This is a genomic window from Coleofasciculus sp. G1-WW12-02 (genome assembly GCF_040219735.1).
GTDB lineage: Bacteria > Cyanobacteriota > Cyanobacteriia > Cyanobacteriales > Coleofasciculaceae > Coleofasciculus.
This window is the reverse complement of the sequence record NZ_JAVJRX010000131.1, coordinates 1-24,339: the sequence shown is the minus strand read 5'-3', so window position 1 is coordinate 24,339 and position 24,339 is coordinate 1. Positions and strand designations below refer to the sequence as shown.

At 46.3% G+C, this 24,339-nt stretch carries 20 protein-coding genes; 11 read left to right on the top strand and 9 right to left on the bottom strand.

Annotated elements, in window-relative coordinates; genetic code table 11:
* Positions 1 to 208: 208 nt before the first annotated feature.
* Positions 209 to 1,042, bottom strand: a complete 834-nt coding sequence (locus RID09_RS21315; protein WP_446337919.1) for an EI24 domain-containing protein — start codon at positions 1,040 to 1,042, stop codon at positions 209 to 211.
* Positions 1,043 to 1,078: 36 nt separating this feature from the next.
* Between RID09_RS21315 and RID09_RS21310 the strand changes: the two genes are divergently transcribed.
* The 10 genes from RID09_RS21310 (at position 1,079) to urtA (ending at position 15,743) form a co-directional block, all read left to right on the top strand.
* A complete protein-coding gene (locus tag RID09_RS21310) occupies positions 1,079 to 1,462 on the top strand; it encodes a hypothetical protein (protein ID WP_446337918.1) in 384 nt (127 codons plus the stop codon).
* Positions 1,463 to 1,691: 229 nt separating this feature from the next.
* The gene (locus RID09_RS21305) at positions 1,692 to 1,985 is read left to right on the top strand and encodes a DUF433 domain-containing protein (RefSeq protein WP_446337917.1); all 294 of its coding nucleotides are present in this window, start codon (positions 1,692 to 1,694) and stop codon (positions 1,983 to 1,985) included.
* The gene (locus RID09_RS21300) at positions 1,982 to 2,149 is read left to right on the top strand and encodes a hypothetical protein (RefSeq protein ID WP_446337916.1); all 168 of its coding nucleotides are present in this window, start codon (positions 1,982 to 1,984) and stop codon (positions 2,147 to 2,149) included. Before RID09_RS21305 ends, RID09_RS21300 begins: the two co-directional genes overlap by 4 nt.
* Before the next feature lie 183 nt (positions 2,150 to 2,332).
* Entirely contained in the window at positions 2,333 to 5,905 is a 3,573-nt protein-coding gene (gene metH, locus RID09_RS21295) for a methionine synthase (protein WP_446337915.1), read from the top strand.
* 149 nt (positions 5,906 to 6,054) lie between these two features.
* On the top strand, positions 6,055 to 6,843 hold the full coding sequence (locus tag RID09_RS21290) for a hypothetical protein (protein WP_446337914.1): 789 nt from the start codon (positions 6,055 to 6,057) through the stop codon (positions 6,841 to 6,843).
* A gap of 192 nt (positions 6,844 to 7,035) precedes the next feature.
* Complete coding sequence (locus RID09_RS21285; protein ID WP_446337913.1) at positions 7,036 to 9,405, top strand: caspase family protein; 2,370 nt, start codon at positions 7,036 to 7,038, stop codon at positions 9,403 to 9,405.
* Between the two features lie 108 nt (positions 9,406 to 9,513).
* Positions 9,514 to 10,038 (top strand): S49 family peptidase, encoded by a 525-nt coding sequence (locus RID09_RS21280; RefSeq protein ID WP_446337958.1) that lies wholly within the window; start codon positions 9,514 to 9,516, stop codon positions 10,036 to 10,038.
* A gap of 75 nt (positions 10,039 to 10,113) precedes the next feature.
* Positions 10,114 to 10,638 carry a YIP1 family protein gene (locus RID09_RS21275; RefSeq protein WP_446337912.1) on the top strand — a complete coding sequence of 175 codons (525 nt, stop codon included), beginning with the start codon at positions 10,114 to 10,116 and terminating at the stop codon, positions 10,636 to 10,638.
* A 51-nt stretch (positions 10,639 to 10,689) separates the two neighbouring features.
* On the top strand, positions 10,690 to 12,435 hold the full coding sequence (locus RID09_RS21270; RefSeq protein ID WP_446337911.1) for an ABC transporter ATP-binding protein: 1,746 nt from the start codon (positions 10,690 to 10,692) through the stop codon (positions 12,433 to 12,435).
* A gap of 521 nt (positions 12,436 to 12,956) precedes the next feature.
* Positions 12,957 to 15,743: an urea ABC transporter substrate-binding protein gene (gene urtA, locus RID09_RS21265; protein ID WP_446337910.1), complete on the top strand. Its 2,787-nt coding sequence runs from the start codon at positions 12,957 to 12,959 to the stop codon at positions 15,741 to 15,743.
* Positions 15,744 to 15,828: 85 nt separating this feature from the next.
* Here the strand turns inward: urtA and RID09_RS21260 are convergent, their stop codons facing one another.
* From RID09_RS21260 to RID09_RS21235, 6 genes are all read right to left on the bottom strand, one after another.
* Positions 15,829 to 16,980, bottom strand: a complete 1,152-nt coding sequence (locus tag RID09_RS21260) for a glycosyltransferase family 4 protein (RefSeq protein WP_446337909.1) — start codon at positions 16,978 to 16,980, stop codon at positions 15,829 to 15,831.
* A gap of 20 nt (positions 16,981 to 17,000) precedes the next feature.
* Complete coding sequence (locus tag RID09_RS21255) at positions 17,001 to 18,464, bottom strand: MFS transporter (RefSeq protein WP_446337908.1); 1,464 nt, start codon at positions 18,462 to 18,464, stop codon at positions 17,001 to 17,003.
* Between the two features lie 200 nt (positions 18,465 to 18,664).
* Positions 18,665 to 19,534 carry a DNA repair protein RecO gene (recO, locus tag RID09_RS21250; RefSeq protein WP_446337907.1) on the bottom strand — a complete coding sequence of 290 codons (870 nt, stop codon included), beginning with the start codon at positions 19,532 to 19,534 and terminating at the stop codon, positions 18,665 to 18,667.
* 10 nt (positions 19,535 to 19,544) lie between these two features.
* A complete protein-coding gene (gene deoC / locus RID09_RS21245) occupies positions 19,545 to 20,222 on the bottom strand; it encodes a deoxyribose-phosphate aldolase (protein WP_446337957.1) in 678 nt (225 codons plus the stop codon).
* A gap of 73 nt (positions 20,223 to 20,295) precedes the next feature.
* Positions 20,296 to 20,982 (bottom strand): Uma2 family endonuclease, encoded by a 687-nt coding sequence (locus tag RID09_RS21240; RefSeq protein ID WP_446337906.1) that lies wholly within the window; start codon positions 20,980 to 20,982, stop codon positions 20,296 to 20,298.
* A 241-nt stretch (positions 20,983 to 21,223) separates the two neighbouring features.
* A complete protein-coding gene (locus tag RID09_RS21235; protein ID WP_446337905.1) occupies positions 21,224 to 22,654 on the bottom strand; it encodes a hypothetical protein in 1,431 nt (476 codons plus the stop codon).
* A 241-nt stretch (positions 22,655 to 22,895) separates the two neighbouring features.
* Between RID09_RS21235 and RID09_RS21230 the strand changes: the two genes are divergently transcribed.
* A complete protein-coding gene (locus RID09_RS21230) occupies positions 22,896 to 23,204 on the top strand; it encodes a hypothetical protein (RefSeq protein ID WP_446337904.1) in 309 nt (102 codons plus the stop codon).
* A 50-nt stretch (positions 23,205 to 23,254) separates the two neighbouring features.
* Here RID09_RS21230 and RID09_RS21225 read toward each other — a convergent pair whose 3' ends face one another.
* Both RID09_RS21225 and RID09_RS21220 read right to left on the bottom strand, forming a co-directional pair.
* Complete coding sequence (locus RID09_RS21225; protein ID WP_446337903.1) at positions 23,255 to 24,043, bottom strand: ABC transporter permease; 789 nt, start codon at positions 24,041 to 24,043, stop codon at positions 23,255 to 23,257.
* A 91-nt stretch (positions 24,044 to 24,134) separates the two neighbouring features.
* On the bottom strand, positions 24,135 to 24,339 hold a 205-nt coding region (locus RID09_RS21220; RefSeq protein WP_446337902.1), incomplete at its 5' end, for a zinc ribbon domain-containing protein.

Genomic DNA, 24,339 nt, shown 5'->3' with positions numbered 1-24,339 from the left:
TTTGTTTAGTTTAGGTTAAATCTTAATTATCATCTATTAATATTCTATTATTATCAGATTGAATAAAAATACTCAAGCGTTATCGACCTCATTCGTCATACATATCCTCACGTCTTAGAGAAAGGTTAGGGGGTCAAGAACCAACACTAATCACAGGAAAATTTAATGGAGGATGTTTCGTTTGGACGCCGGGGAGGATGTCAATAAATTAATCAGACTTGGGCTTTGCTAGAGACTGAGGTAACTTAGGTAATACGCGATCGCAAAAAAACAGCGTCCCGGATGCGACACAAAGGGGAATAGTAACAAGATTCACCAATGGCACTGTAATCAACGCCATACAGACTAAGCTAAACCCCGCACTGGCAGGTAAACTGTTAAACACAATCCCTAACTTGTAGCGAAACCGTAAACGGCGACGTTCTAAGGGGGCGTCGAGAAAGTCCAGACAAGTTATGGTGGCGGTGAGGATAATCCCCCCGATTGCGGCGGCTAAGGTGCCAATTCCAGGGAGAATATTTAACATTAGTAACAAGACGCCAACGCTGATTCCTAATACCAGCTTCTTTAACTCAAATAAAATCGCCCGCCCAATATCCTGGATAAATCCCACCTCTACGGTATGAATTTGACCCGTGCGGATTTCTTCTAACTGTTCCGATAGTTGACCATACCACGGCGCACCCAGTAATACGCCAAACTGGACGAGCAAAAATCCAGTGATCAGCAGTAACCCAATCACCAAGATAAAATCCAGCAACCAGTTGATCCCCGTCGCCAAGACGCCTAGGAAACTCAGCCAAGGGGGAAGACTCGCGATCGCATTATTCAACCATTGCGATAAACTGAGCGTAATACTCTCAACCTGTTGCCAACCCAACACCAGTAATCCGGCATACAGGGCAATACCGATGAACACATTCACCAGAATAGGAGTAATCATGTACCCCCACAGACGTGGTGTGCGTCGGAAAACTGCCAACACGCGCAATGGGTAAGTTGCTCCCGTCACGAATCCAAATCCACTCAGTAGTCTTAACATCGTTGTTTGCCTAATTCTTCCCTATCGACGTTCAGAATGAAACCCAAATTTAAAACAACCCAAGCTTGGCAACAAGCGGGACTATTAATGCAACCCGCCTTAATCCGCATTGTTGATCATATTCGCAAGCAGCTTGAGGTGACCACCTGGAAAGCCACATACAAGGATGTGCAGACGCCGATACCCGGTCATGAGGTATGTTTAGAAAAACCTGATTATTCAACCTGTATTAACTTGTGGGAGTTATGCTTTAAAGTCTGTTTTCAGGAGTACGCCCCGGTTCATGCTGAAGTAGAAAGCCAAGAGGTTGAGATTGATACCAGCCTAATTGATGAAGACGGTGAAGTGGATTGGCATTCTCTGGATACTAAAGCGCAAAAGGTGATTGAGCAAGTATTTGCTGAGTTTGCAGCGGCGTGATAACTTGCCGATGTCTGACTTTTCACGGCAAATAATTTTGACCCATATCTTTAATGAATTGATGCTCAGGTACTAATACAAAATATGAGAAAAAGGGGGAGGTGGCGATCGCGCACTTTTCATTCTAAAGCTTCAGAGCGTGGGATCACCTTTGAGGCTGAGCGTCGCTCAATTGCACTCAATGATAGCTCAACAAGTTAGGATGAGAATAAAATTCACCAAGTCGATTATGCAAACCTTGACTGACATTGGAACGCTGATTGTTTGCACAACGGGAACCTGTGGGGGGCGTCCCCGAATAGCAGGTACTCGGATCACGGTTCAGTACATTATCAATGAGATTAGGGCAGGTGTGACTCCTGAAGAAATACTGGAAAATAAACCACACCTAACTCTTGGTGCAATTTATGCAGCTATAGCTCACTACTACGCCAATAAAGAATTTCTTGATGTGGAATTTGCTGCTTATAATCAAGAATGCGCTCGCCTCGAAGCCGAATATTTAGCGGGAAGGCGATCATGAGTCAGATTGGTTTCTATCTGGATGAAGACACTATTAACGCGGCGTTGGTCAAAGCTTTGCGGAATGCTAATCTAAATGTTGTCACAGTTGCAGATGCTGGCAGATTGGGGTATCCCGATGAAGCGCAACTGATATTTCTGAGTGCTTACATCGAAAGGGTTTGAAAATGGAATTCGCGTCCAAGAGCTTTTAGTCCGTAGAGGCAAAGTAGAGTATGGATTGGTCTAATCGTGCGATCGCGCCCCAAATCTTAGCCTAAGATCACTGTATGATCGCAATTGTATTAGTTGTGTGTAGTCATACATTGCACCTACACTAATATCTATATCCAGATTGCCCAGACAGTTATGAACAGCCCCTTCCTAACTCGCCTCCATAGTCCCCAACGCCCGGTTCTCGTCTTCGATGGCGCCATGGGAACCAACCTCCAAACCCAAAACCTCACCGCAGCAGACTTTGGTGGGGCAAAGTATGAAGGATGTAATGAGTATCTGGTTCACACCAAACCCGAAGCCGTGGCGACGGTTCATCGCCGTTTCTTGGAAGCGGGGGCGGATGTGATTGAGACGGATACCTTTGGTGGGGCTTCGATTGTTCTGGCAGAATATGATTTAGCCGATCAAGCCTATTCTCTGAATAAAGCCGCAGCGGAACTTGCCAAAAAGGTTGCAGCAGAATTCTCCACACCAGAAAAACCCCGATTTGTCGCAGGTTCTATGGGACCGACGACGAAACTCCCCACACTGGGGCATATTGATTTTGACACGATGCAAGCTACCTTTGCTGAACAAGCCGAAGGACTCTATGACGGCGGTGTAGATTTATTTATTATCGAAACCTGTCAGGATGTGCTACAAATTAAAGCCGCCTTGAATGGGGTTGAAGAAGTCTTTCGTAAAAAAGGGGAACGCCGCCCGATTATGGTATCGGTAACCGTGGAAGTTCAGGGGACTATGCTAGTCGGAACCGAAATTGGCGCGGCGCTGGCAATTTTGGAACGCTATCCCATTGATATTCTCGGTCTCAACTGCGCCACAGGACCCGATCGCATGAAGGATCATATAAAATATCTGTCCCAGCATTCGCCGTTTGTGGTGTCTTGTATCCCGAATGCGGGGTTACCGGAAAATGTCGGGGGACAAGCCCATTATAAATTGACGCCGATGGAACTGCGGATGGCGTTAATGCATTTTATTGAAGACTTGGGTGTACAGGTAATTGGCGGCTGTTGCGGTACTCGCCCGGAACATATCCAACAATTAGCCGAAATTGCCCAAACCCTGACGCCAAAAGAACGTCATCCAGAGTACGAACCCGCCGCCGCATCCATTTACTCAACCCAACCCTATGAGCAGGATAACTCATTCCTAATTGTTGGAGAACGGTTAAATGCCAGTGGGTCGAAAAAATGTCGCACTCTACTCAATAATGAAGACTGGGATGGATTAGTTTCCTTAGCTAGGGTGCAGGTACGCGAAGGCGCCCATATCCTGGATGTGAATGTGGATTATGTGGGACGGGATGGGGTGCATGATATGCACGAATTGGTATCCCGTTTGGTAACCAATGTTACTTTACCCCTGATGCTAGACTCCACGGAATGGGAAAAGATGGAGGCGGGGTTAAAAGTCGCGGGGGGGAAATGTATCCTCAATTCCACGAATTATGAAGATGGGGAGGAACGTTTCCTGAAAGTTTTGGAGTTAGCCAAAACGTATGGGGCGGGTGTGATTGTCGGTACAATTGACGAAGAGGGGATGGCGAGAACCGCCGACCGAAAATTCGCGATCGCGCAACGGGCGTATCGTCAAGCTATAGAGTATGGGATTCCACCCCATGAGATCTTTTTTGACCCCCTAGCTTTACCGATTTCGACGGGGATTGAAGAAGACAGAAGCAACGGGAAAGCGACGATTGAATCGATTCGGCGGATGCGTCAAGAACTACCCGGATGTCATATTATTCTCGGTGTTTCTAATATCTCCTTTGGACTCAATCCCGCTGCTCGGGTGGTATTAAACTCCATGTTTTTGCATGAAGCCATGGCGGTGGGGTTAGATGCGGCGATTGTTAGCGCTAGTAAGATATTACCCGTAGCGAAAATTGAACCTGAACATCAAGAGATTTGCCAAAAACTGATTTATGATCAACGCGAGTTTGATGGCGATATTTGCACCTATGATCCCTTAGGGGAGATTACCCAGCTATTTGAAGGCAAAACCACGAAGCGCGATCGCACGGTGGATGAAAATCTACCGATTGAAGAACGACTCAAGCGTCACATTATCGACGGGGAACGGATTGGCTTGGACAATAGTCTCGCTCAAGCCTTAGAAATTTATCCGCCTTTAGAGATTATCAATACGTTTCTCTTAGATGGGATGAAAGTGGTTGGCGAACTCTTTGGTTCCGGACAAATGCAACTCCCCTTTGTCTTGCAATCCGCCGAAACAATGAAAGCGGCGGTGGCGTATTTAGAACCGTACATGGAAAAAGAAGACGGAGAAAATAATGCCAAGGGAATCATGGTGATTGCTACGGTGAAAGGAGATGTTCACGATATTGGTAAAAACCTGGTGGATATCATCCTCACCAATAATGGATATAAGGTGGTGAATCTGGGAATTAAGCAGCCCGTAGACAATATTATTGAGGCGTATAAAGAACATAATGCCGATTGTATTGCCATGAGTGGACTATTGGTGAAATCCACGGCATTTATGAAAGATAACCTGGAGACGTTTAATGAACAGGGAATCACCGTACCCGTAATTTTAGGGGGTGCAGCATTGACTCCGAAGTTTGTCTATGAGGATTGTCAGAATACCTATCAAGGGAAAGTCGTTTATGGCAAAGATGCTTTCTCAGACTTACACTTCATGGATAAACTCATGCCCGCTAAATCTGCTGAAAAGTGGGATGATTTAAAAGGCTTCTTAGATGAAGTGACAACAGAAGAAGTCCCCCATGGAACCGATGAGTCATCGGAAAATGGTAAGTCCGATCAGCAGAAAAAAACGCCAACAAAATCAGTCCCAGAGGTGGAAGATACCCGCCGTTCAGAACACATTACCGTAGAGATTAACCGCCCAACGCCGCCCTTCTGGGGAACTTGTATCTTGCAACCGGAAGATATTCCCATGGATGAGGCATTGTGGTATCTGGATTTGCAGGCGCTAATTGCCGGACAATGGCAGTTCCGCAAACCGAAAGACCAATCTCGTCAGGAGTATAATCAGTTTCTAGAAGAAACGGTTTATCCGATTCTCGGCGACTGGAAACAGCGGGTTGTAGCGGAGAACTTATTGCATCCGCAAATAATTTATGGGTATTTTCCTTGTCAATCTGAAGGAAATTCTCTGCATCTATTTGATCCAGAGATGATGAATCAAGAGAGTGAGAACCATCCAGAGAAATGGGAACCCATTGCCACATTTAAGTTCCCGCGACAAAAATCGGGACGGCGTCTATGTATTGCTGATTTCTTTGCGCCTAAAGATTCGGGAATTATCGATGTATTCCCGATGCAGGCGGTAACGGTGGGGGAAGTTGCGACTAAATACGCCAAGCAGCTATTTGAATCGGATCAGTATACTGATTATCTCTACTATCACGGTTTCGCGGTGCAAATGGCAGAAGCCTTAGCCGAATGGACACACGCCCGGATTCGCCGGGAGTTAGGATTGGCGAGTGAGGAACCAGATACAATTCGGGATATATTAGCGCAACGGTATCAAGGTTCACGATACAGTTTCGGCTATCCGGCTTGTCCTAATATACAGGATCAATACAAGCAACTGGAGTTGTTGGGGTGCGATCGGATCAACCTGTACATGGACGAAAGTGAACAATTGTATCCAGAACAATCGACAACCGCGATCGTTACTTATCATCCCGTAGCGAAATATTTCAGTGCTTAATGTTTGCCATGGAACCTCTATGCCGTTGTTCAAGGCATTAAGATTTATATGGTTTAAACTAAAAACTGCTGTGTTCAAGATATCCTAGGCTTTATCTAGAGAAAAATTAGTCTGCTCGTTGGCTAATTCCAGGTAAAGGCAGGAAGCGCATGGATATCGTAGAGTACAATCGCCTCAAACTGACTATTCGACATCAACCTTTGTTACTGTGGCTTTTGAGTTGTATTCTCGCCGCCGTCGGAGTCGGGGTAATTTCCTTTCAAAGTGGGTCAACCTTAACCTGTCAGCGAGGGGCAAAAACAGGCAGTTGTGAATTAGTTAAGTCAGGGTTAGTCGGCTCAGAGGTTAGAACTATTCCTTTAGAGAGTTTACGAGATGTCAGTCTTGATCTCAATCTGAAGAATGATAGTAATGATACTTATCGGGTTGTCCTGTTGACGGGAAGCGAAGAAATTCCCTTCACCTCCAATTACAGCGCCGATAGTAATCAGCAAGAGTCTATTGCTTCTGAAATTAATGCCTTTATTATGAATCAAAACCAGGCATCCCTGAACGTTCAGCAAGACGATCGTTGGTTTAGTTATCTGTTTGGCAGTTTATTGATCGGGGTGGGGTTGTTCGTAGCGGTGCATAAGGGGAAAGTCGTTACCTTGAGCTTTGATAAAGTGCGCGATCGCATGATGCTAAAGCAACGGGGTTTGCTCAATGGTACAACCATAGAACTCCCCCTTGCCGAGATTGTTGATGTAACGATAGAAACGATTAGAGATGCCAAAGATCGCCAGATAGAGCGAGTGGCTCTGGTTTTGGATTCGGGTAAGCATTTAGCCATAACCCCCGATGCTGATCCGTTCTGGGACTACAAAAAAGTGGCTCACTGCATTCGCGTCTTTCTGAATCTCAACTCGGAGTCGTCTCGAAAGACGCCACAGATCTGAGCAATGTAGAGACGTAGCATGCTACGTCTGCCATGGCACGTCTGGGAGATGAGGGCGGGTTTTGAACCAACGTTATCATCAATAGCTGGCGCAAAGTCCCTAAACCCGCCCCTACACACTTGAAAACTCAAAACTTTCTAGCAACGCGCTAACCTATTCCTGGTAGGCTGATAGCTGAGATTAACAGCGTAGATGGCTAATATGGGACTGAATCGGCGGACTTTCCTGCAAAAAGCTGGCTTGGGGCTGGCAGCACTGGGAGTCAGTGAAACGGTACTATCACTCCTTGGTGATAAGAGTTTAGCCGTGCCTCTGTTGGAGCGTTATTTTCAGGTGCTGGCACAACCGGGTGGACGTAAGTTGGCACTCCTGGTGGGAATCAATGAGTATCCGCGCACGACAGCTTTGGCAGGGTGCGTGACGGATGTGGAGTTGCAACGAGAACTGTTAATTCATCGGTTTGGGTTCAATGCTAACGATATCGTGACGCTGACGAATAGCCAAGCCACTCGTGAGACGATTGAAACCGCGTTTATTGAACATCTGACCAAACAAGCCGAGGCGGGTGATGTCGTTGTCTTCCACTTCAGTGGTTATGGTAGCCAGGTGCAAATGCCTCAGCAGGAGGCGACAGCAGACCCTTCAGTAAGCTTACAGAACAGTTTTGTACCCGTTGATGGGATATTACCCACAAAAGGCGAACCCGTCGCTAATGATTTTTTAGCCGAAACCTTGGCGTTGCTGTTGCGATCGCTAAAGACGGATCAGGTGACGACAGTTCTAGATACCAGTCATACGCAAGCGGTGAATGTCTTCAAAGGGAGTCTAAAAGTCCGCTCTTCTCCCCGTAAATCCGCCCCAGCGCCTAATCCCGATGAACTGGCGTTTCAAGAGCAACTGGTGCAGCGGCTCAAAGCCTCATCCAAACCCTGGAAATTACTAGATAAATCCATGGAAATGCCGGGACTGGTGTTAGCGGCGGCGGGTTCGTCTCAACCCGCAACCGAGGTGCAGTGGAATGGCTTTAGTGCGGGTTTATTTACCTATGCTCTAACTCAGCATCTCTGGCAAGCCACTGCTGCAACCAGTGTTCAGATTAGCGTGAGTCGAACGGCTGGGATTGTGAATCAATTCGTTGGCAATAATCAACAGCCACAGTTAATCGGTCAAAAGAGTCAAAATTCCTTGCTTGCCTATTACTTATCTCCCAATCCCCCCTTAGGGGCAGATGGAGTCGTTACGGCGATTGAAGAGAATGGTAAGGTGGCACAGCTATGGTTAGCGGGATTACCTGCACCCGTGCTGGAGTACTATAGTCCCAATTCGGTTCTAGAGTTGCTCAATGAGAAACTGTTGAGTTTACCACCGTCGCAATCAGACAAGTCTCCAGCCACAGATAACCCTGCCCAACCTGCCCCTAAATCGGTGCAACTCCAACTGCGATCCAAAGACGGGTTAACCGCCAAGGCACGTATACTGAGTGGGAATAGCGGGGAAAATGTTCAACCGCAAGTCGGTCAATTGGTACGCGAACGGATTAGAGTATTGCCCCGGAATTTGGGTTTGACTATTGCCCTAGATACTCACTTAGAACGCATTGAACGGGTGGATGCAACCAGTGCCTTTGCCAGTATTCCTTCAGTGTCTTCAGTTGTGGTTGCTGGGGAACAAACGGCGGATTATTTGTTTGGCAGAGGGAAAAAACAGGCAACAGAAACCTCGGAACCGAAGTTTAAAGGAGGCTATGGACTCTTTTCGATTGTCCGTAACCCAATTCCTAATAGTCTGGGCGAGGAGGCTGAGGCAGTTAAATCAGCCGTTAATCGCTTAAGTGGCAAATTTAAAACCTTATTGGCAATGAAATGGCTACGGTTGAGTGCGAATGAAGGCTCCTCGCGCCTTGGAATTCGGGCGTCCCTAGAAATGATCGCCCCGGAAACTAAGACAATCATCCAACGGGAAACCTGGCGCACTGCTTCCGGGTTGAGTACCGATAAAACCAAGAAAAATGCGGGTAATGCAGTGCCATCTGTGGGATCAGCAACAATGCCAAGGTTACCGATTGGCAGTCGGGTGCAGTATCGTCTAGAAAATTATAGCGATCGCCCTTTGTATTTCCTGCTATTGGGTTTGGAAAGTAGCGGCAGTGCGATCGCGTTTTATCAGCAAAACCCTTCCCCAGAAGGATTAGAGTCCCAAAAAAATTCCCCGCCCCTCAGTGGCGCGATTAAACCGGGAGAAACTCTGATTCTGCCCAAACCATCGGCATCTTTTAATTGGACGGTTCCAGGTCCTGTGGGCGTGACGGAAATGCAACTGATTTGCAGCCCTTCTCCGTTCAAAGGCGCGATCGCAGCATTAGAATCAGCCATGCGTCCGAAGGGAGAGGGAGAACGAGTTGGCGATTTGTTTAATCCCCTAGAAGTCACACGGGCGATTCTACAAGACTTGCATCAAGCGAGTAGCATTACTCCAGATAAGTTTGGTATCGGTTCTGATATGTATGCATTGGATGTGAATGCTTGGGCAACCTTGAGTTTTAATTATCAAGTGGTTTCATGATTTGTCATTGGTCATTGGTCATTTGTCAAGAGTTTGAGGGCGATTTACAGAACTTGATACAGTACCGTTTTATTTTGTCCGACTACTTAGAACTTTTCCACCCATCATATTGTTGCCAATCCCGCATCGGTAACGGGTTCAATCGGGGTAATTGTTCGCACCCAAAATGTTTCGCCCTTGTTGGATAATATTGGCGTGCAAACCGATAATATTAAAAGCGGTCAATATAAAGATATACTCTCTCCATTTCGAGAGACAACATCAGACGAACGGCAAATCGTGCAAGGGATTGTTATGGACTCCTATCAGCAATTCCTGGATGCCATTGTCGCTGCTCGGGAAATCTCGATGGAGCAGTTAAAACCGCTAGCAGATGGGCGAGTTTTTACCGGGAGAGGCGCTAAGGAACTCAATTTAGTCGATTCCTTGGGGAACTCCTATGATGCTCTGCAAAAAACGGCGGAGTTAGCGAATATCCAAGGCGAACCGAAAGTCCGCAATTATACTTCAGGATTTTTGCAACAACCGTTTGATATGTTGTTCTCGTCTTTTTGGCAGCAGTTGATTCCAGGGTATCAAACGATTCGTCAGCGGATTGACTGGAACAAATTACCGTTACTGGTGATGGAATAGTTTGTTTTTGACTTTGTACAGACGTTCCGCCGGAACGTCTCTACTAATTTTGACCGCTAACTGTGATTACTTGTTATGCTGGATTCCTTTTATACAGCTATTTTCCGCCCCTCTTCAGAAATTCGCTCTCCCATTCAAGCCGCCATTGCCATTGGGTTACTTGTCATACTGATTATGGCGCTAAACGCCGCAGGTGCGGCGGGATTAGGTGTGGGGGGTATCCTCGGCTTTGGTTTGCTGTTCCTGTTTGCTGGATTGCTGGGTTGGTATTGGCTGGGAGCATCCCTGAACCTGGTGGCTCAATTGTTCGGGGGACAAGGGAATGGTAGAGAAAGCTTGAGTGCGATCGCGCAAGGCTTGTGGCCCCTACTCCTCACTGCACCTGCGATCGCGGCGAGTCAATGGTCTCAAACCCTAGGTGCTATGTTCTCTCTGGCGATTACCGTTGGCGTGTTTGCGACTCTGGCGATCGCCATCCGTCGGGTGCATCAGTTGAGTTGGTTGTCATCGATTCTCTGTGTGGCAATTACCTTTAGTCTTTCTTTCTTAGCGCTATTCGGACTCATCCTGTGGCCCCTAATGATTATTTTGGGCACCTAAACGCGAGAAATCAGCCATTGTCTGTGCCGAAAAATTGTTAGGATTTTCAACATGGCTAATTCTCGTATCCAAAAATTACTCGCCTATCTGCGCCCTCATACCACTCAGGTATCATTAGGCATCCTGGCTCTGCTGATTGTCAACGCGGTGGGGGTCTACATTCCCCTGCTGATTCGGGATAGTATTGAGGAACTCCGCATCGCCTTCGCCTTTGATCAGGTGTTGCAGTTAGTCGGACTCATCTTTATCCTGGCATCCTTGATGTGGGCGATTCGCATGGCATCGCGTATCTTCATCTTTGGGGTGGGGCGTCAGGTAGAATTTGACCTCAAGCAAAAGATTTTTCAACATCTGCTTACCCTAGAACCGTCTTATTTCTCTACGAATACAGCGGGTGATTTGATTAACCGCGCCACGAGTGATGTGGACAATATCCGCCGTCTTGTCGGATTTGCGGTGTTGAGTTTAGCCAATATTGTCTTTGCCTACGGTTTGACGCTACCTGTGATGATGTCGATTGAGTGGCGGCTGACATTCTTGGCGCTGGCGGTTTATCCAGTCATGTTGATCACAGTTCGCCTGTTTAGTGATAAGCTGCGTACTCAACAACAGGCGGTTCAGGAAGAACTCTCAAACCTCAGCGAATTGGTTCAGGAAGATATGAGTGGTATCTCCCTGATTAAAATTTACGCCCAAGAAGAAAATGAACGGCGTGCCTTTCGAGGTTTGAATCAACGACTTTTATCGGCAAATCTGGGATTAGCCAGCACTCGCAATATCCTGTTTCCAGTGATTGAAGCCCTATCCTATATCAGCTTACTCCTGTTGATGTGGTTTGGAGCGGGTGCGATCGCGAGGGGGGCGATTACTGTGGGGGATTTTGTCGCCCTGGTTCTTTATGCGGAACGGTTAGTCTTCCCCACCGCCTTACTGGGATTCACGATTACTACCTATCAACGGGGTGAGGTGAGTATTGACCGAGTGGAGTCAATTTTGACCATTGAACCCAAAATTAAAAATGCCCCAGATGCAATGGCGCTTGTGCAACCGATTCAGGGAGAGTTAAGAGCCCAACACCTCAGCTATACGTTCCCCGATGCCAGAACCCCAGCCATCCAAGCCGTTGACTTTCATATTCATCCCGGTGAAACGGTGGCAATAGTCGGTGCGATTGGTTCAGGAAAATCAACTTTGGCGAATGTTTTGCCTCGCCTGTTGAATATTGCACCGAATCAGTTATTTCTGGATAGCTACGATGTCACTCAGATACGCTTACCTGATTTAAGAGCCGCGATCGCTTATGTTCCCCAAGATAGCTTTTTATTTAGTACCAGTCTTAAAAATAACATTGGTTACGGCGCTCCGGGAAGTGAACAGCCGGAGATAGAACAGGCGGCAAAACAAGCTCAAATTCACTCAGAAGTTCTCAATTTTCCCCAACAATATGAAACAATGGTGGGAGAACGGGGAATTACTCTGTCTGGTGGTCAACGTCAGCGAATTGCCCTGGCTAGGGCTTTAGTCATGGATGCGCCGATTCTGATTTTAGATGACGCCCTCTCTAGTGTAGATAATCAAACCGCGACCAAAATTTTGGCGAATCTTTCCACAGGGGTTGACCGCAAAACGGTGATTTTTATCTCTCACCAGCTTTCAGCCGCAGCTACGGCTGATCGGATTTTTGTCATGGATGCTGGAAAGATTGTGCAAATTGGGACTCACTCTGAATTGATCCAACGTCCGGGGCTTTATCAATCCCTGTGGAGTCAGCACCAGATTGAGGAAGTTTTGCATTAATTTTGTCCTTCGTCAAAACTCGCTTCCCTGGAGAAGCAAGCTACGTCATTTGTCAGAGAATAGGGAACAGGGAGTGAGATATTGTAAAGTTTTGGTAACTAATTATTAGAATTGTCGCCGATTTAATTAAAGGTAAAAATTGATACAATTACCCATCGGTCAACTCGGTTAGTATTCAAGGGGACATTGTGAAAAGCAATGGGCAGATGTTTAACGTTTGTCTAAATAGGGCATTTCACCTATCGTTGCGCTATACAGCTTTATTTAGTACCAGGGATTCGTGTTCAGGGTGTTTCGCTTTTGTCACTTTCCAACGTTGAAATTAAACGGCGGAGAATTGAGAAACCTTAAATGGAATCATTAATCCAGATGACGATAGGATGACATCATGTCCGGCTGTATAGTGCGTCTATTATACCTGTCGTGATTGAGTCAAAAACCATACCCTTCTACCCTTTTACCCTTCTACCCTTCTACCCTTTTTAGGCACTTAACGGGAGAATATTGCGGGAACATCAGTAATGAGCGAATTCAACCAGTCAGTGATCAGATCTGGTGCGGCGATCCGTGTTGGTATTTTACATTCTTTAAGTGGCACAATGGCGATTAGCGAAGCCTCGTTAAAGGATGCGGAACTTATGGCGATCGCAGAAATTAATCAAGCGGGTGGTGTCTTAGGACATCAGATTGAACCCGTGATCGAAGATGGCGCGTCCAAATCAGCCACATTTGCCCTTAAAGCCAGAAAGCTAATCGAACAGGATCAAGTTGCTACAATCTTTGGCGGGTGGACTTCTGCAAGTCGCAAAGCGGTTTTACCGATCTTAGAAGAACTTAACGCCCTGATGTGGTATCCGGTTGAATATGAAGGACTCGAATGTTCTCGCCACATTTTTTATACCGGTATTTGCCCGAATCAACAAGTCGGTCCAGCGGTGGATTGGTTGCTAGCACATAAGGGGAAACGCTTTTATCTAATTGGTTCAGATTATGTTTTTCCCCGAACGGCGAACAAGTTAATTAAGGCGCAGCTTAAACAACAAGGGGGAAGTTTAGCTGGGGAAGATTATGTTCCTTTAGGGATGACAGACTTTGGTGATTTGATTGCCAGGATCAAGGAAGCTAAACCGGATGTAGTCTTCAATACCTTGAATGGGGATAGTAATTTAGCCTTTTATCAACAATACAAAGAAGCAGGAATCACGGCGGCGGAAATTCCTATTTTAGCCGTGAGTGTCGCTGAAGAGGAATTGCGCCGAATTGGGGGAAGTATCGCGGTGGGTCATTATGCCAGTTGGAGTTATTTTCAAAGTATTAAGACTCAGAGAAACCGCGAATTTGTTCAGAACTTCCAGGCACGTTATGGTCAAGATCGTGTGACCAGTGATCCGATTGAGTCGGCGTATGTCCAGGTTTATCTATGGAAACAAGCCGTAGAAAAAGCGGGTTCTTTTGATGTGGAATTGGTGCGGGAAGCGGCTTATGGGCAACAGTTTGAAACGCCGGGAGGGAAGATTAGTATTGAGACGAATAACCATCTGAGCAAATATTGCCGGATTGGTAAGATTTTGGATGGTGGTCAATTTGAAATTGTCTTTACCAGTGTCGGGCGACTTAAACCTCAGCCTTGGTTGGGAATTGAAAAGTTAAGTGATCAGATCTCGCCCGTCGTGATTGATATGTTGGCAGAGGTGTCCCAATCGATTCAATATAGCTGCCAACTGGAACAAAAGTCCCGTGAATTGGAAGCAGCGATGGCGCAATTGATGGCGACGAATGAAAAGTTGCAACGCACTCAAGACCAATTATTGCAAGCCGAAGCCCAATTTCGTGAGTTACAAGATCAAGAAAAACTGCTGAAGCGTCGCTTGTCTAGTCAAATTCGCAGTTCTTTGGAATTAGAACAGATTTTGAAGACGGCGGTGAAGGAAATCTGTTGTTTATTACATATCGATCGCTGCCAGTTTTTGTGGTATCATCCCCAGAGTAGCCCGCCTCGTTTTGAACCCATGGAAGTGGCGGGAGAGTTGAGTGAGAATGGGGGAGTGCAATGGAACACGGCGGATGAACTTTTGCCGGATTTCCCGTTAATGATTCAGCAGCAATCGTTGCTACGGGTTGACGATATTGCTAGCGATAGCCAGCTTAATGGTAAGAGTCGCGATCGCTTCCTCGATGACGGACTACAAGCCCTGCTAATTGTACCCCTACAAACTCGCAGTAATAAAATTGGTGTCGTGGTTTGTGAACACTATCGGGAAAGTCGCTATTGGAGTGAACAGGAGGTTGAATTAATTGTTTCGGTAGTTGATCAACTATCGAGTGCGATCGATCAAGCTGAATTATATGCTCATAGTCGCACAACCGCCGCATTAGCCACAGCGCAAGCAGAACAACTTAAGCAAGCCTTGCATGATCTGAAAACCTATCAAACACAGTTAGTGCAGACGGAAAAAATGTCCACATTAGGGACATTAGTCGCGGGTGTAGCTCACGAAATTAATAACCCCACCAGTTTTATTTACGGTAATCTTCACTATGCCAAAGAATACACCGAGGATTTATTAGAAATGCTGGGGTTGTATCAAAAATATTATCCTGAACCCGCACCCGAAATTCAAGATCACGCCCAAGCGATTGAGCTAGAGTTTTTGATCAAAGACTTGCCCAAAACTCTGGGTTCAATGGAGATTGGCGCAGAACGGATTCGTCATTTGGTGTTGAGTTTACGGAATTTCTCGCGTCTGGATCAAGCCCAAATGCAACCCATGGATATTCATGAGGGGATAGAGAGTACTTTACTTTTATTGCGAAATCGGCTGAAAGGGAATGGTCACAATCCAGAGATTGTATTGGTGAAAGAGTATGGGGAGTTACCCTCGGTTGAGTGCTATCCGTCCCAGCTTAACCAAGTATTTATGAATCTCCTGGGTAATGCGATTGATGCGTTAGAGGAAGTCGTCGCCCGGAATGGGACAAATTTTTTGCCGATAATTCGGATTTGTACAGAAGCGTCCTCGGTTGATTATGTGCGGGTGAGAATTCGTGATAATGGAGCAGGGATGACGGATGAGGTGAAGTTAAAGTTATTTGATCCGTTTTTTACGACTAAGCCGATTGGTAAGGGGACGGGTTTGGGGCTTTCGATTAGTTATCAGATTGTTGTAGACAAACATAAGGGAATTTTACAATGTCACTCTACTCCTGGACAAGGAACGGAGTTTATTATTGAGATTCCGGTGCGACAAAATCGTGAAGTTGTTGTTAGCCATGAAATGAGTATCCGACTCAAAGCTCAAGCCCATTAAGAATGCTTTCCGGCTCCCCCTGCTCCCCCTGCTTCCCCTGCTCCCCCTGCTTCCTACCCCCACCACAATACTTATTCAGCAGACCCTAAGTCCGACTGCTGACCTGCTGAACTCGCCCTTGTAGCACCTCTTTATACAAGCTTTCTAATTGACTAATGTTCCCTCTTAGGGTGTACTTTTCCAGAACCCTAGCTCTTGCTTTTTGTCCTAGGAGGGTTGTCCATTCGGTATGATCCCGTAACAGGGGCAAAAGTGTATTCAATTGAGACGTGACCCGATGGGTATTGAGAATAATACCCGCGCCACCTTCTAAAACCTCACCATCCGCCCCCGCATCAGTGGCGACACAAGCCAGACCACAAGCCATGGCTTCGAGTAATGATAAGGAGAGTCCTTCTAATAACGACGGTAAAATGAACACATCTGCGGCTCGCAGAATGTCAATCCGCTGCTGTTCATCTGCCACAAATCCTAACCAGAGAATCCCATCGTATTTGTCATAAAAGGGTTTCAACGTGGACACCAAAGGTCCACTTCCGACAATCAAAAGCTTGCAGAGAGCGCCCATTTCTGACTGTTTCCACGCCTTGAGTAAAGCCTCTACATTTTTCTCTGTAGCAATGCGACCTTGGTAAACAAATAAGCGTTGGGCATCAACTCGAACTTTCAAATTAGATGTGCCCGGAGCATATTTGTGCACATCAACCCCATTGGGAATGACAGCAAGTTTGTGGCGAGGAACTCCTAAACGCATCAGAAAATCCCGTTGCAGTTGAGAAAAGATAATTACCCGATCATAATGTGCCAAAAACGGAGCGTAGAGTTGATAGGCAAACAGTTGGGTACCTGATTTTAAATTGCGGCGTTTGCCATCAAAGGGGGGATGAAATGTGGCTACTAGGGGTAAATTCAAGTCTTCACAGATTTCTGGAAGCAGAAAATCTAGGGGAGACAAGGTGAGAGACGCATGGACTAAATCCGGGCGGAGTTGCTGTAAGGCTTGTTTGAGCACCTTACTGGCTTTGGGTGAGGGAATTGTATAAACCTGGGATTTGTACAAGCAAGGGAGGGACACCTCTTGACAGCCCGACCACAGGGAGTCTGCGGCGACTTCGTCTTGGGCAAAATGGAGGAAACTAACTTGGTATCCCCGGTCAAGTAAAGCGTTGGTAACTTCTCGACCGTAAGTGACATTTCCACAAAAGGGTGATTTTTTTCCGATCCAGGCGATATGCATTCAGGTTGAATCGTGAGTCTCTATTTGTCAGCGTGGGTTAACATCGCTGATCCTGTAACGGAAATATACCAGTTTAGGCACCCTCCCGCGATCGCAATTATGGCTAAACTGAATAAGACAGGGGCTAACCCGATCCAAGTTTCGGCTAAACCTGCTAAGGCTAAAGGCAGACTCAGGGCTATATTCACCCCATTATTTTGCAGTCCAAAGACCTTACCTCGCATCTCTTCAGGGGTTTCTGCTTGAATCGTGGTTTGCATGGGAATCCCCACCATCGCCCCACACATTCCCAACAAGGCGGTCATTCCTAACGCCATCCAGAGATTATGGGTAAACAGGGATAAACCCGCTAGCGCCACCGACATACCGATCGATCCATAGAGACTCAAGCGATTGTGGGTAAAATGCTGACCCCAATGTCCCAGAATCGCTGCACCACCAGCCATTCCAATGCCCCCCATTGCCAGCAAGAAGCCAAATTGTGAGGCTTTCATCCCCGGAAGGGTTTCCGCGAGTCGTACAGCTAAGACGGCTAAGGCAGCGAAAATGGAGAATAAAATTACTAATTGAATCATGGCATTGCGGACGCGCCGTTGGCGTTTGAGGTACAGCAATCCCTCCCAGATATCGGCAAAAACGTGAGGGGTTTCACCTTCAGTGGGTTCAGTATTTTCACCCGTTTTCAGCAGTAGCAGCAACAATCCCGCGATCGCATAAGCCCCACCGACGACGAATTCCTTGCCAAATTGCCAGTCAAGTCCTAGTTGCGCCACAAATTTATCGGTCAGGGCTAATAGGGGATCACCCACGGCAAATCCAATAATCAACGATGCCATCATTGTCGTGGTATAAAGGGAATTCGCCGAGAGCAAATCACGACGCTTGACAACCAACGGAATCACAGCTTGTTCGGCTGGGGCAAAAAACTGAGTTAAGGTAGAAACCAAAAATGTGATAATCAACAATCCGTAGAAGCCAACGGGCAAATTGTAGATGGGACTCCAATCGGTCGTCAGCCATAACACCGCCGGGACTGACCAAACCAAGACACCTCGCAGCAGATTCGTCGAGACGAGTACTGCCTTTTTCGACCAGCGATCGACGAACACCCCCGCCAAGGAACCAAACAGGATAGCCGGAATAGTAAAGGCAATCATTAATGCTGAAACCCAACCACTGATGCTGGTTCCCGCCGCCTGAAAGTGGCTAGCAATCAAGGCAATCATCAACACCAGATAGATTTTATCGGCAAGCTGAGAAAAAACCTGACCACTCCACAAGGTTAAAAAATTACCATTTTTCAGAACAGGTACAAACCCTCGTTTTGCTGGTTCAGCAGGAGGTTCAGCCATTTTCGCCGGGACTTTCTCTGCTTGAGATGGCGGCTTTTGAGGTTCTCGATAATTGCGCTTAGTCACAGAAGATGACTTTTTTTGAGCAGGATGTTGGTTAACTCGTTTGGATTCAGATTCAGATAATCGCATTCTTTCTCATCAGTTGGCTGCTGTGGCTGATCAACCTCGATGGGTGAATCGTCCACTTAAAATAGTTTGATAAGTTTTTTAAGACACTACACTTTCTCTATCATCTCATGTCAACCACCCAGCGCTCACCTCTATTCAGGTATAGTTGGCGAGGTTGTAGGGGCGAGTCGCTGCTCATAGTAGGCGGTGTGAGAATTAACCTATAATTCGGCAGACATCGTCAAAGCGTTTAATAACCCGGCTGAGCGAATAGAACGACCAAAGTGATACTGAGCATAATCCCGTAACATACGCTCAACTTTTACCCAAAGGGGAGCGATCGCGTCTAGGGATGCTGGGGTTAATTCAGCCGCCGCTAGCTGTTGTACAATCGTTAATTCAACGGCACTCAGCTTACAAGTCAACCGTGGCAGAGGGGATTGAGAAATACCATGGTTACGGCTAACTAGGGGATGGAACAGGTTCTCAGGTTGAGACACCTCTACCGCTAAACGATAGGTTCCACCTGCCTCCACACTAAACCCTACTTGCCAATTCGGATCAGTAACATCAGGCTGAATCGGGTGCTGAGTGATACAACACTGTTGCACTTGCGGTGCAATCCCCGCCAAAGCTAATAGGTGAAAAATACCATGGCAAAGGTGTGCCAAAATTAGGGACGATCCAGTGGGGCTACTGCTTAAGGGGGGTAACTGTTCCAACCGCCGCAGATGCTCATTGAACAAGGCGTACAGTTCGGCTTGGGGTTGCTCACTTAGAGCATGACACAATACTAATTCTGCTAGGTACTGACTTGCGGCAAGCTTCCCCAAATCCTTCGCCAATCCTGGATAGGATTCCAAGGTTTCAGCCTGAGTAATTTTATCCAGCGATCGCCCTTTGTAAATCAGTAACTCATTGACCACAAACAAACCCATTCTACCCGCCAATTTCGAGTTCTGCTTGCGGGAACCCGGCGCCACCACCCGAATTAATCCCCACTCCGGCGTCAAAATTGTGACTAACCGATCCGCTTCACCTAGCGGCATACTTTTTAGGTTAATTCCAGTGGCGTTATAGGTTTTAGTCATTAGTCATTTGTCATTCTTCGTCTTTTGCCTCAAGCTGTTGCAACAATTCTGGCCCGCGAGAGGTTCCTAATCGGGTTGCTCCGGCTATAACTAAATCTAACGCTTGTTCGATTGTGCGAATACCCCCCGACGCCTTAATTCCAATCTGTCCCTTTGTCAAGTCTTTCAAGAATTTTACATCCGATACCGTTGCGCCTCCATGCCCACCTGTACTGGTTTTGAGAAATTGCGCCCCAGCATCCATGCAGATTTCGGCGGCGAGTTGTTTTTCATTATCGGTTAAAAGCGTTGTTTCCAAGATAGCTTTGACTGTTTGCCCTGTTTCCTCGCATATTTGGGCAATTTCTCGATAGATTGCATCGGTGTTCCCAGTTTTTAATGCCCCTAAATGAAGCACGACATCTAGTTCCGTTGCGCCATTTTCTACCGCTTCTTGGGCTTCGTAGAGTTTTGCGGCGGCTGTGGTAGCGCCACTAGGAAAGCCAATCACAGCACAGACTTTGGGGGATTTATTGTGCAACAGTTCAGCCGCGAGTTTGACGTATACGGGATAGACACAGACTGTAGCAAAGGAAAATCGATCTGCCTCACGACAACATTTCTCCACTTGTTCGGGTGTTGCCGTGGGGGAGAGGAGGGCATGATCAATGAGGGGGGCAATATCGATATCGGGATAATCCATGGCGATCGCGTTTCTACTCTATAAAAATTAACACTTAAATACGAATGGCACGCTCTTTAAGGTTGGTGGGTATTGCCCACTACTTCCGTGATGCCAACTCTTGAACAAAATCTTGATGATCCTGACGGGCTAATCCCTGCTGCAATACGTCTAAAACTTTGGCTAAATTTCCGGCTAATAACGCGGCTCTATCTAGCCACAATCCAGGAAAAACGACTGAACAAATTATCCCCTCGCTGTTAGGTTCAATTTTAACGTAGTCTCCTGAGAGTAACCTAAACCAATCCAATTCACCGTTTTCAACTCGCCATACCAAATACTCTTGTACTCCATTGCGGCGATATACGTTGAGTTTTTGGTGCAAATCAATGGAAACACTACTAGCCGCAATTTCTACGATTAACTCAGGCGCACCTTCGATATAATCATCGTCGCTTATCGTTGATTGTCCACCTACTTTAATTCTCAGAATGGCATCCGGTTGAGGTTCGTTATCCAGATCCAGCCTAACTGTACAATTGTCGCCCAATTGCAGATTAGGAGTGAAACTTGTGTAGAAACCTAGCCACAGCATAATATGAGCATGAGGTTCGCCATGTTGGGTAATCCTCAGGGGAGATGCCATATAAACGATTCCTTCAATTAATTCGGCTTTTTTCAGATCAGGCATGGCTGAATAGCGATGCTCAAATTCAAAACGGTTGAGTTTGTCGCCGTTTTCTAGGCGGGCAATTGTTACTTGAGGAGAGAGTTTTGTCGATGTCATAGTCACCACTCGCGATCGCTGCCTTTATAGTACTTTATTATAAATGCTAGCCAGCTTGACCTCTCCTTAAAAGAATAGGATTGAATTTAAGGAAAATATTTTTTAATTTCTTCGTAAACGAAGAGGTCTTAGACCCAATTAATCAATTATCAATTATCAATTATTAATTATCCATTGATAAGCCATTCCGCCGGGGACGCTTATGGGCGTAGGGGTAACGTGATACGCAGAATGTGGGGAACTACTGAGGTGGGAGAGATTCCATCTCTTGACGTAGTTGGTCAGCTTCTTCTAAAGTGGCTTCTGGATCTTCATCGGTTGAACGCTGCACATAATTGAGCTTAAATTCTTCCAACAAGTCAGAGAGCAACGACTGAAGTTCTAGCTGCGTTGCCTCATCTTGTAGTTCTTTGCGTAGGGCATACTTAAAATTATGACTCAGTTGGTCAAATAGTTCCCGCCCTTTGAGATCAGAGTAAGAGGTGGCTAAGACTTCATAAGTGGCTTGGGCTAAATAATTAGCAAGGTTTTCCGTAACCTCTTTCGGTAAGGCTTTTATTCCCGGTACTTGTTGTAATCCCGTGTAAAAATCCGATTGTTGCAGCGCTCCTTTGAGACTATGATGCAACAATGCCTGTAAATCGGGCTGAACTTGAGGTAAGACTTTATAAATAGAGAGTTCTAAGAGTCGGTCGGTGATGGCATCAACTTTATTAATATCACTAACTTGGACGTAGGCTTCAGGTTGCAATATAGCACGCGCCATATCTCCTTTATCAACGGACTCTTTGGTTTGATTAATCAGTCGCACCATTAAAAACATCGATACCCGATCCGCCAAGTACGCCGCTGGTTCGTGGGTGACTTGTGCCAAAATGCGCTCCATATTCACCAACCCCGATTGATGCGATCGCACGGATACTGGAATAATCCGTAACCAGCGCCAGGTGGGCAATAGCAGCAGCACGTCGTACCAGCGCCGCCAGAGAGCATCTCCCCATGTCAACTTCTCTTGGCGTCGAGATATGAAGAAGGTACGCCCTAAAAGCTCAATCCCAAAAAAGGCGATAAAATAAAGGTCAATACGCCAGAAGTTATCCATGAGTTGACCATTTTCATCCGTGGGTCGAAAATAATTGCTCTCTAGTAGCGGTCGAACTTCGCTGTCAAAGAATGAGAGGGCATTTTCCCAGCCTGCTTGCGCCAGATACTCCTGTCTCCAAAATTGCGAAAAGGCTTGCTTCGCTGATTCAGTATTGAGATGATCCCGCATCCGCAGCTTGAGTTTAGCAAATGTACCAAACTTGTTGGCTGCCAAAAATGGGTTCTCTTCAATTAGCTCATTACTTTGTTGGCGCAACTCTTGTAATACTGGCTCAATTGGCGGTGCTTGCAATCCTTGCTGGGAGAGTTGCACGGTTAATGCCTCAACGGTTTTGAGGTAGCGTTGGGTATCTGGATGAGGCTCAATACTTTTAACCGGATCATAGACTGTAACGATCTTAGGAAATTCTCGCACATAAACATCCCGCAATGGAATATAGCTGAGATTGAATAACGCCAGCAGGATATTTGCCAATGCAATTAAAGCGGTGAGCTTATTCCACCAGTTCCGACCTCGATTTTTGTAGGAATCGGCATAGGTATCCTTCACGAGAGCTTGTTCTGCCATTTCCCCGTTGAATAATTACTGCAAACAAATCGGGGCAAGTAGGTTACCCCTATTGTAACTGAGCGTATCAGACGCTACAAAAATTTAGTTACCTCGCTAGATAGAAGACAGAAATGAATTATATCATTCAAGAGATAGATGCATCAGCCAGACGAATCACTCAATAATGAAAAAGGAATAAACATTTATAGTTGTATCCAGCCTTTTTGAGGCAAATCTTTGACGTTAACGAGGAATTCTTATGGCTAACCAACCCGAACAGCAACAGATAGTATACCGACAAAATGTGCAAGCTGAGTTAGACAAGCTAAATGCTCAGGTTGAGGAAATGAAAGCCAAGGCAGCGCAAGTTCAGGCTGATGCTAAGATTCAGTACAGTAGCCCGATTGAGGAATTGCAAACCAAACAGGTTGCAGTGCAGATGAAACTTGAAGAACTCCAAGCGGCTAGCCAAGATGCTTGGGAAGATATCAAAACTGGTGTAGAATTAGCTTGGCTGGATTTACAGCAGTCGTTCCAGAATGCAGTTGCTCAATTTGATCAAAAATAGTTGCCGGTGTAGAGACGTTGCATGCAACGTCTCTACAAAATTTCCCTGTCTCACGCTCCCATTCCCGAATACTGCTTCAATCCCTTGCGCCACAACCAGCGATTGACGCCAAAAAATAACAGTCCCCAACCTAACATCACTAAAATTCCTTGGACAATATTAACAGGTAGCCCAACTAACAACGCGGCGGGAAAATGAGCCAAGTAAGGGAAAGGAGTCCACTCCGCAACGGCTCGGACGGCGGGTGGAAAGACTTCCAAGGGTGCCATCATTCCTGAAAGAAATAAATAAAATAAATACCAAAATTGTTCTAGTGAAGTGGCTCGCTCTGTCCAAAACGCTAATAACGCAAACGTATATTGGATTAAAAAACGTAAGGCAAAAGCCATTGTAGTGACGACTAAAAATAATAGCAGACTCCCTAAACTCGGTAGCCAAAATGCTGGGGGATAGAGGAAAAAGAATAAACCTAGAAGTACAACTGATAAAGGCAGGCGGACAAAACGTTCTGATACATGCCCTGCCACATGATGCCAGACAGGATCAATGGGTTGCAGGAGTTTAGGCGAAAGTCTTCCTTCTACCACTTCCTTTTCAAAATCAAAAATCATCCACACCACAGTAAACTGGCGAACGATAAAAACCGATAGGAAGTAACGCATAAATTCTTCCGGTGTTAGCTCAAACTCCCCTCCCTGAGATGCCTTAATCCAAACTCCCATAAGAATCAGTGGTAAGCTATTTGAAAGTATCCAAAAAAAAAGCTCTGCCCTGTATTCCAACATCTGAGCATAGTAAACAGACAGAAATACTTTACTGGTGTTAATGAATCGATTCATATAAACTAGGGATAAGGCTCCAGGGCAGATGGCAGAAGGGGAAGAGGAAAGGAGTCAACTGCCCCACCCACTTTTGGGATGGGGCTTGTAACTAGGCGAGATTACTCTCGCCCGAAACATAGGGCGCATTGACTGACGCCTGCTCCTCGGTCCCCCGTTGGGTAGAAGAGAGAATGTAATCGTCTCGGACATTAAGAGCAGCATTAAGGTCAGCGTGAGTCTGATAGCCACAGTTTTTACAACAGAAGCGAGACTTGTGACGATTTGTCCGCCTGATGTGTTTGCAGACATTGCAC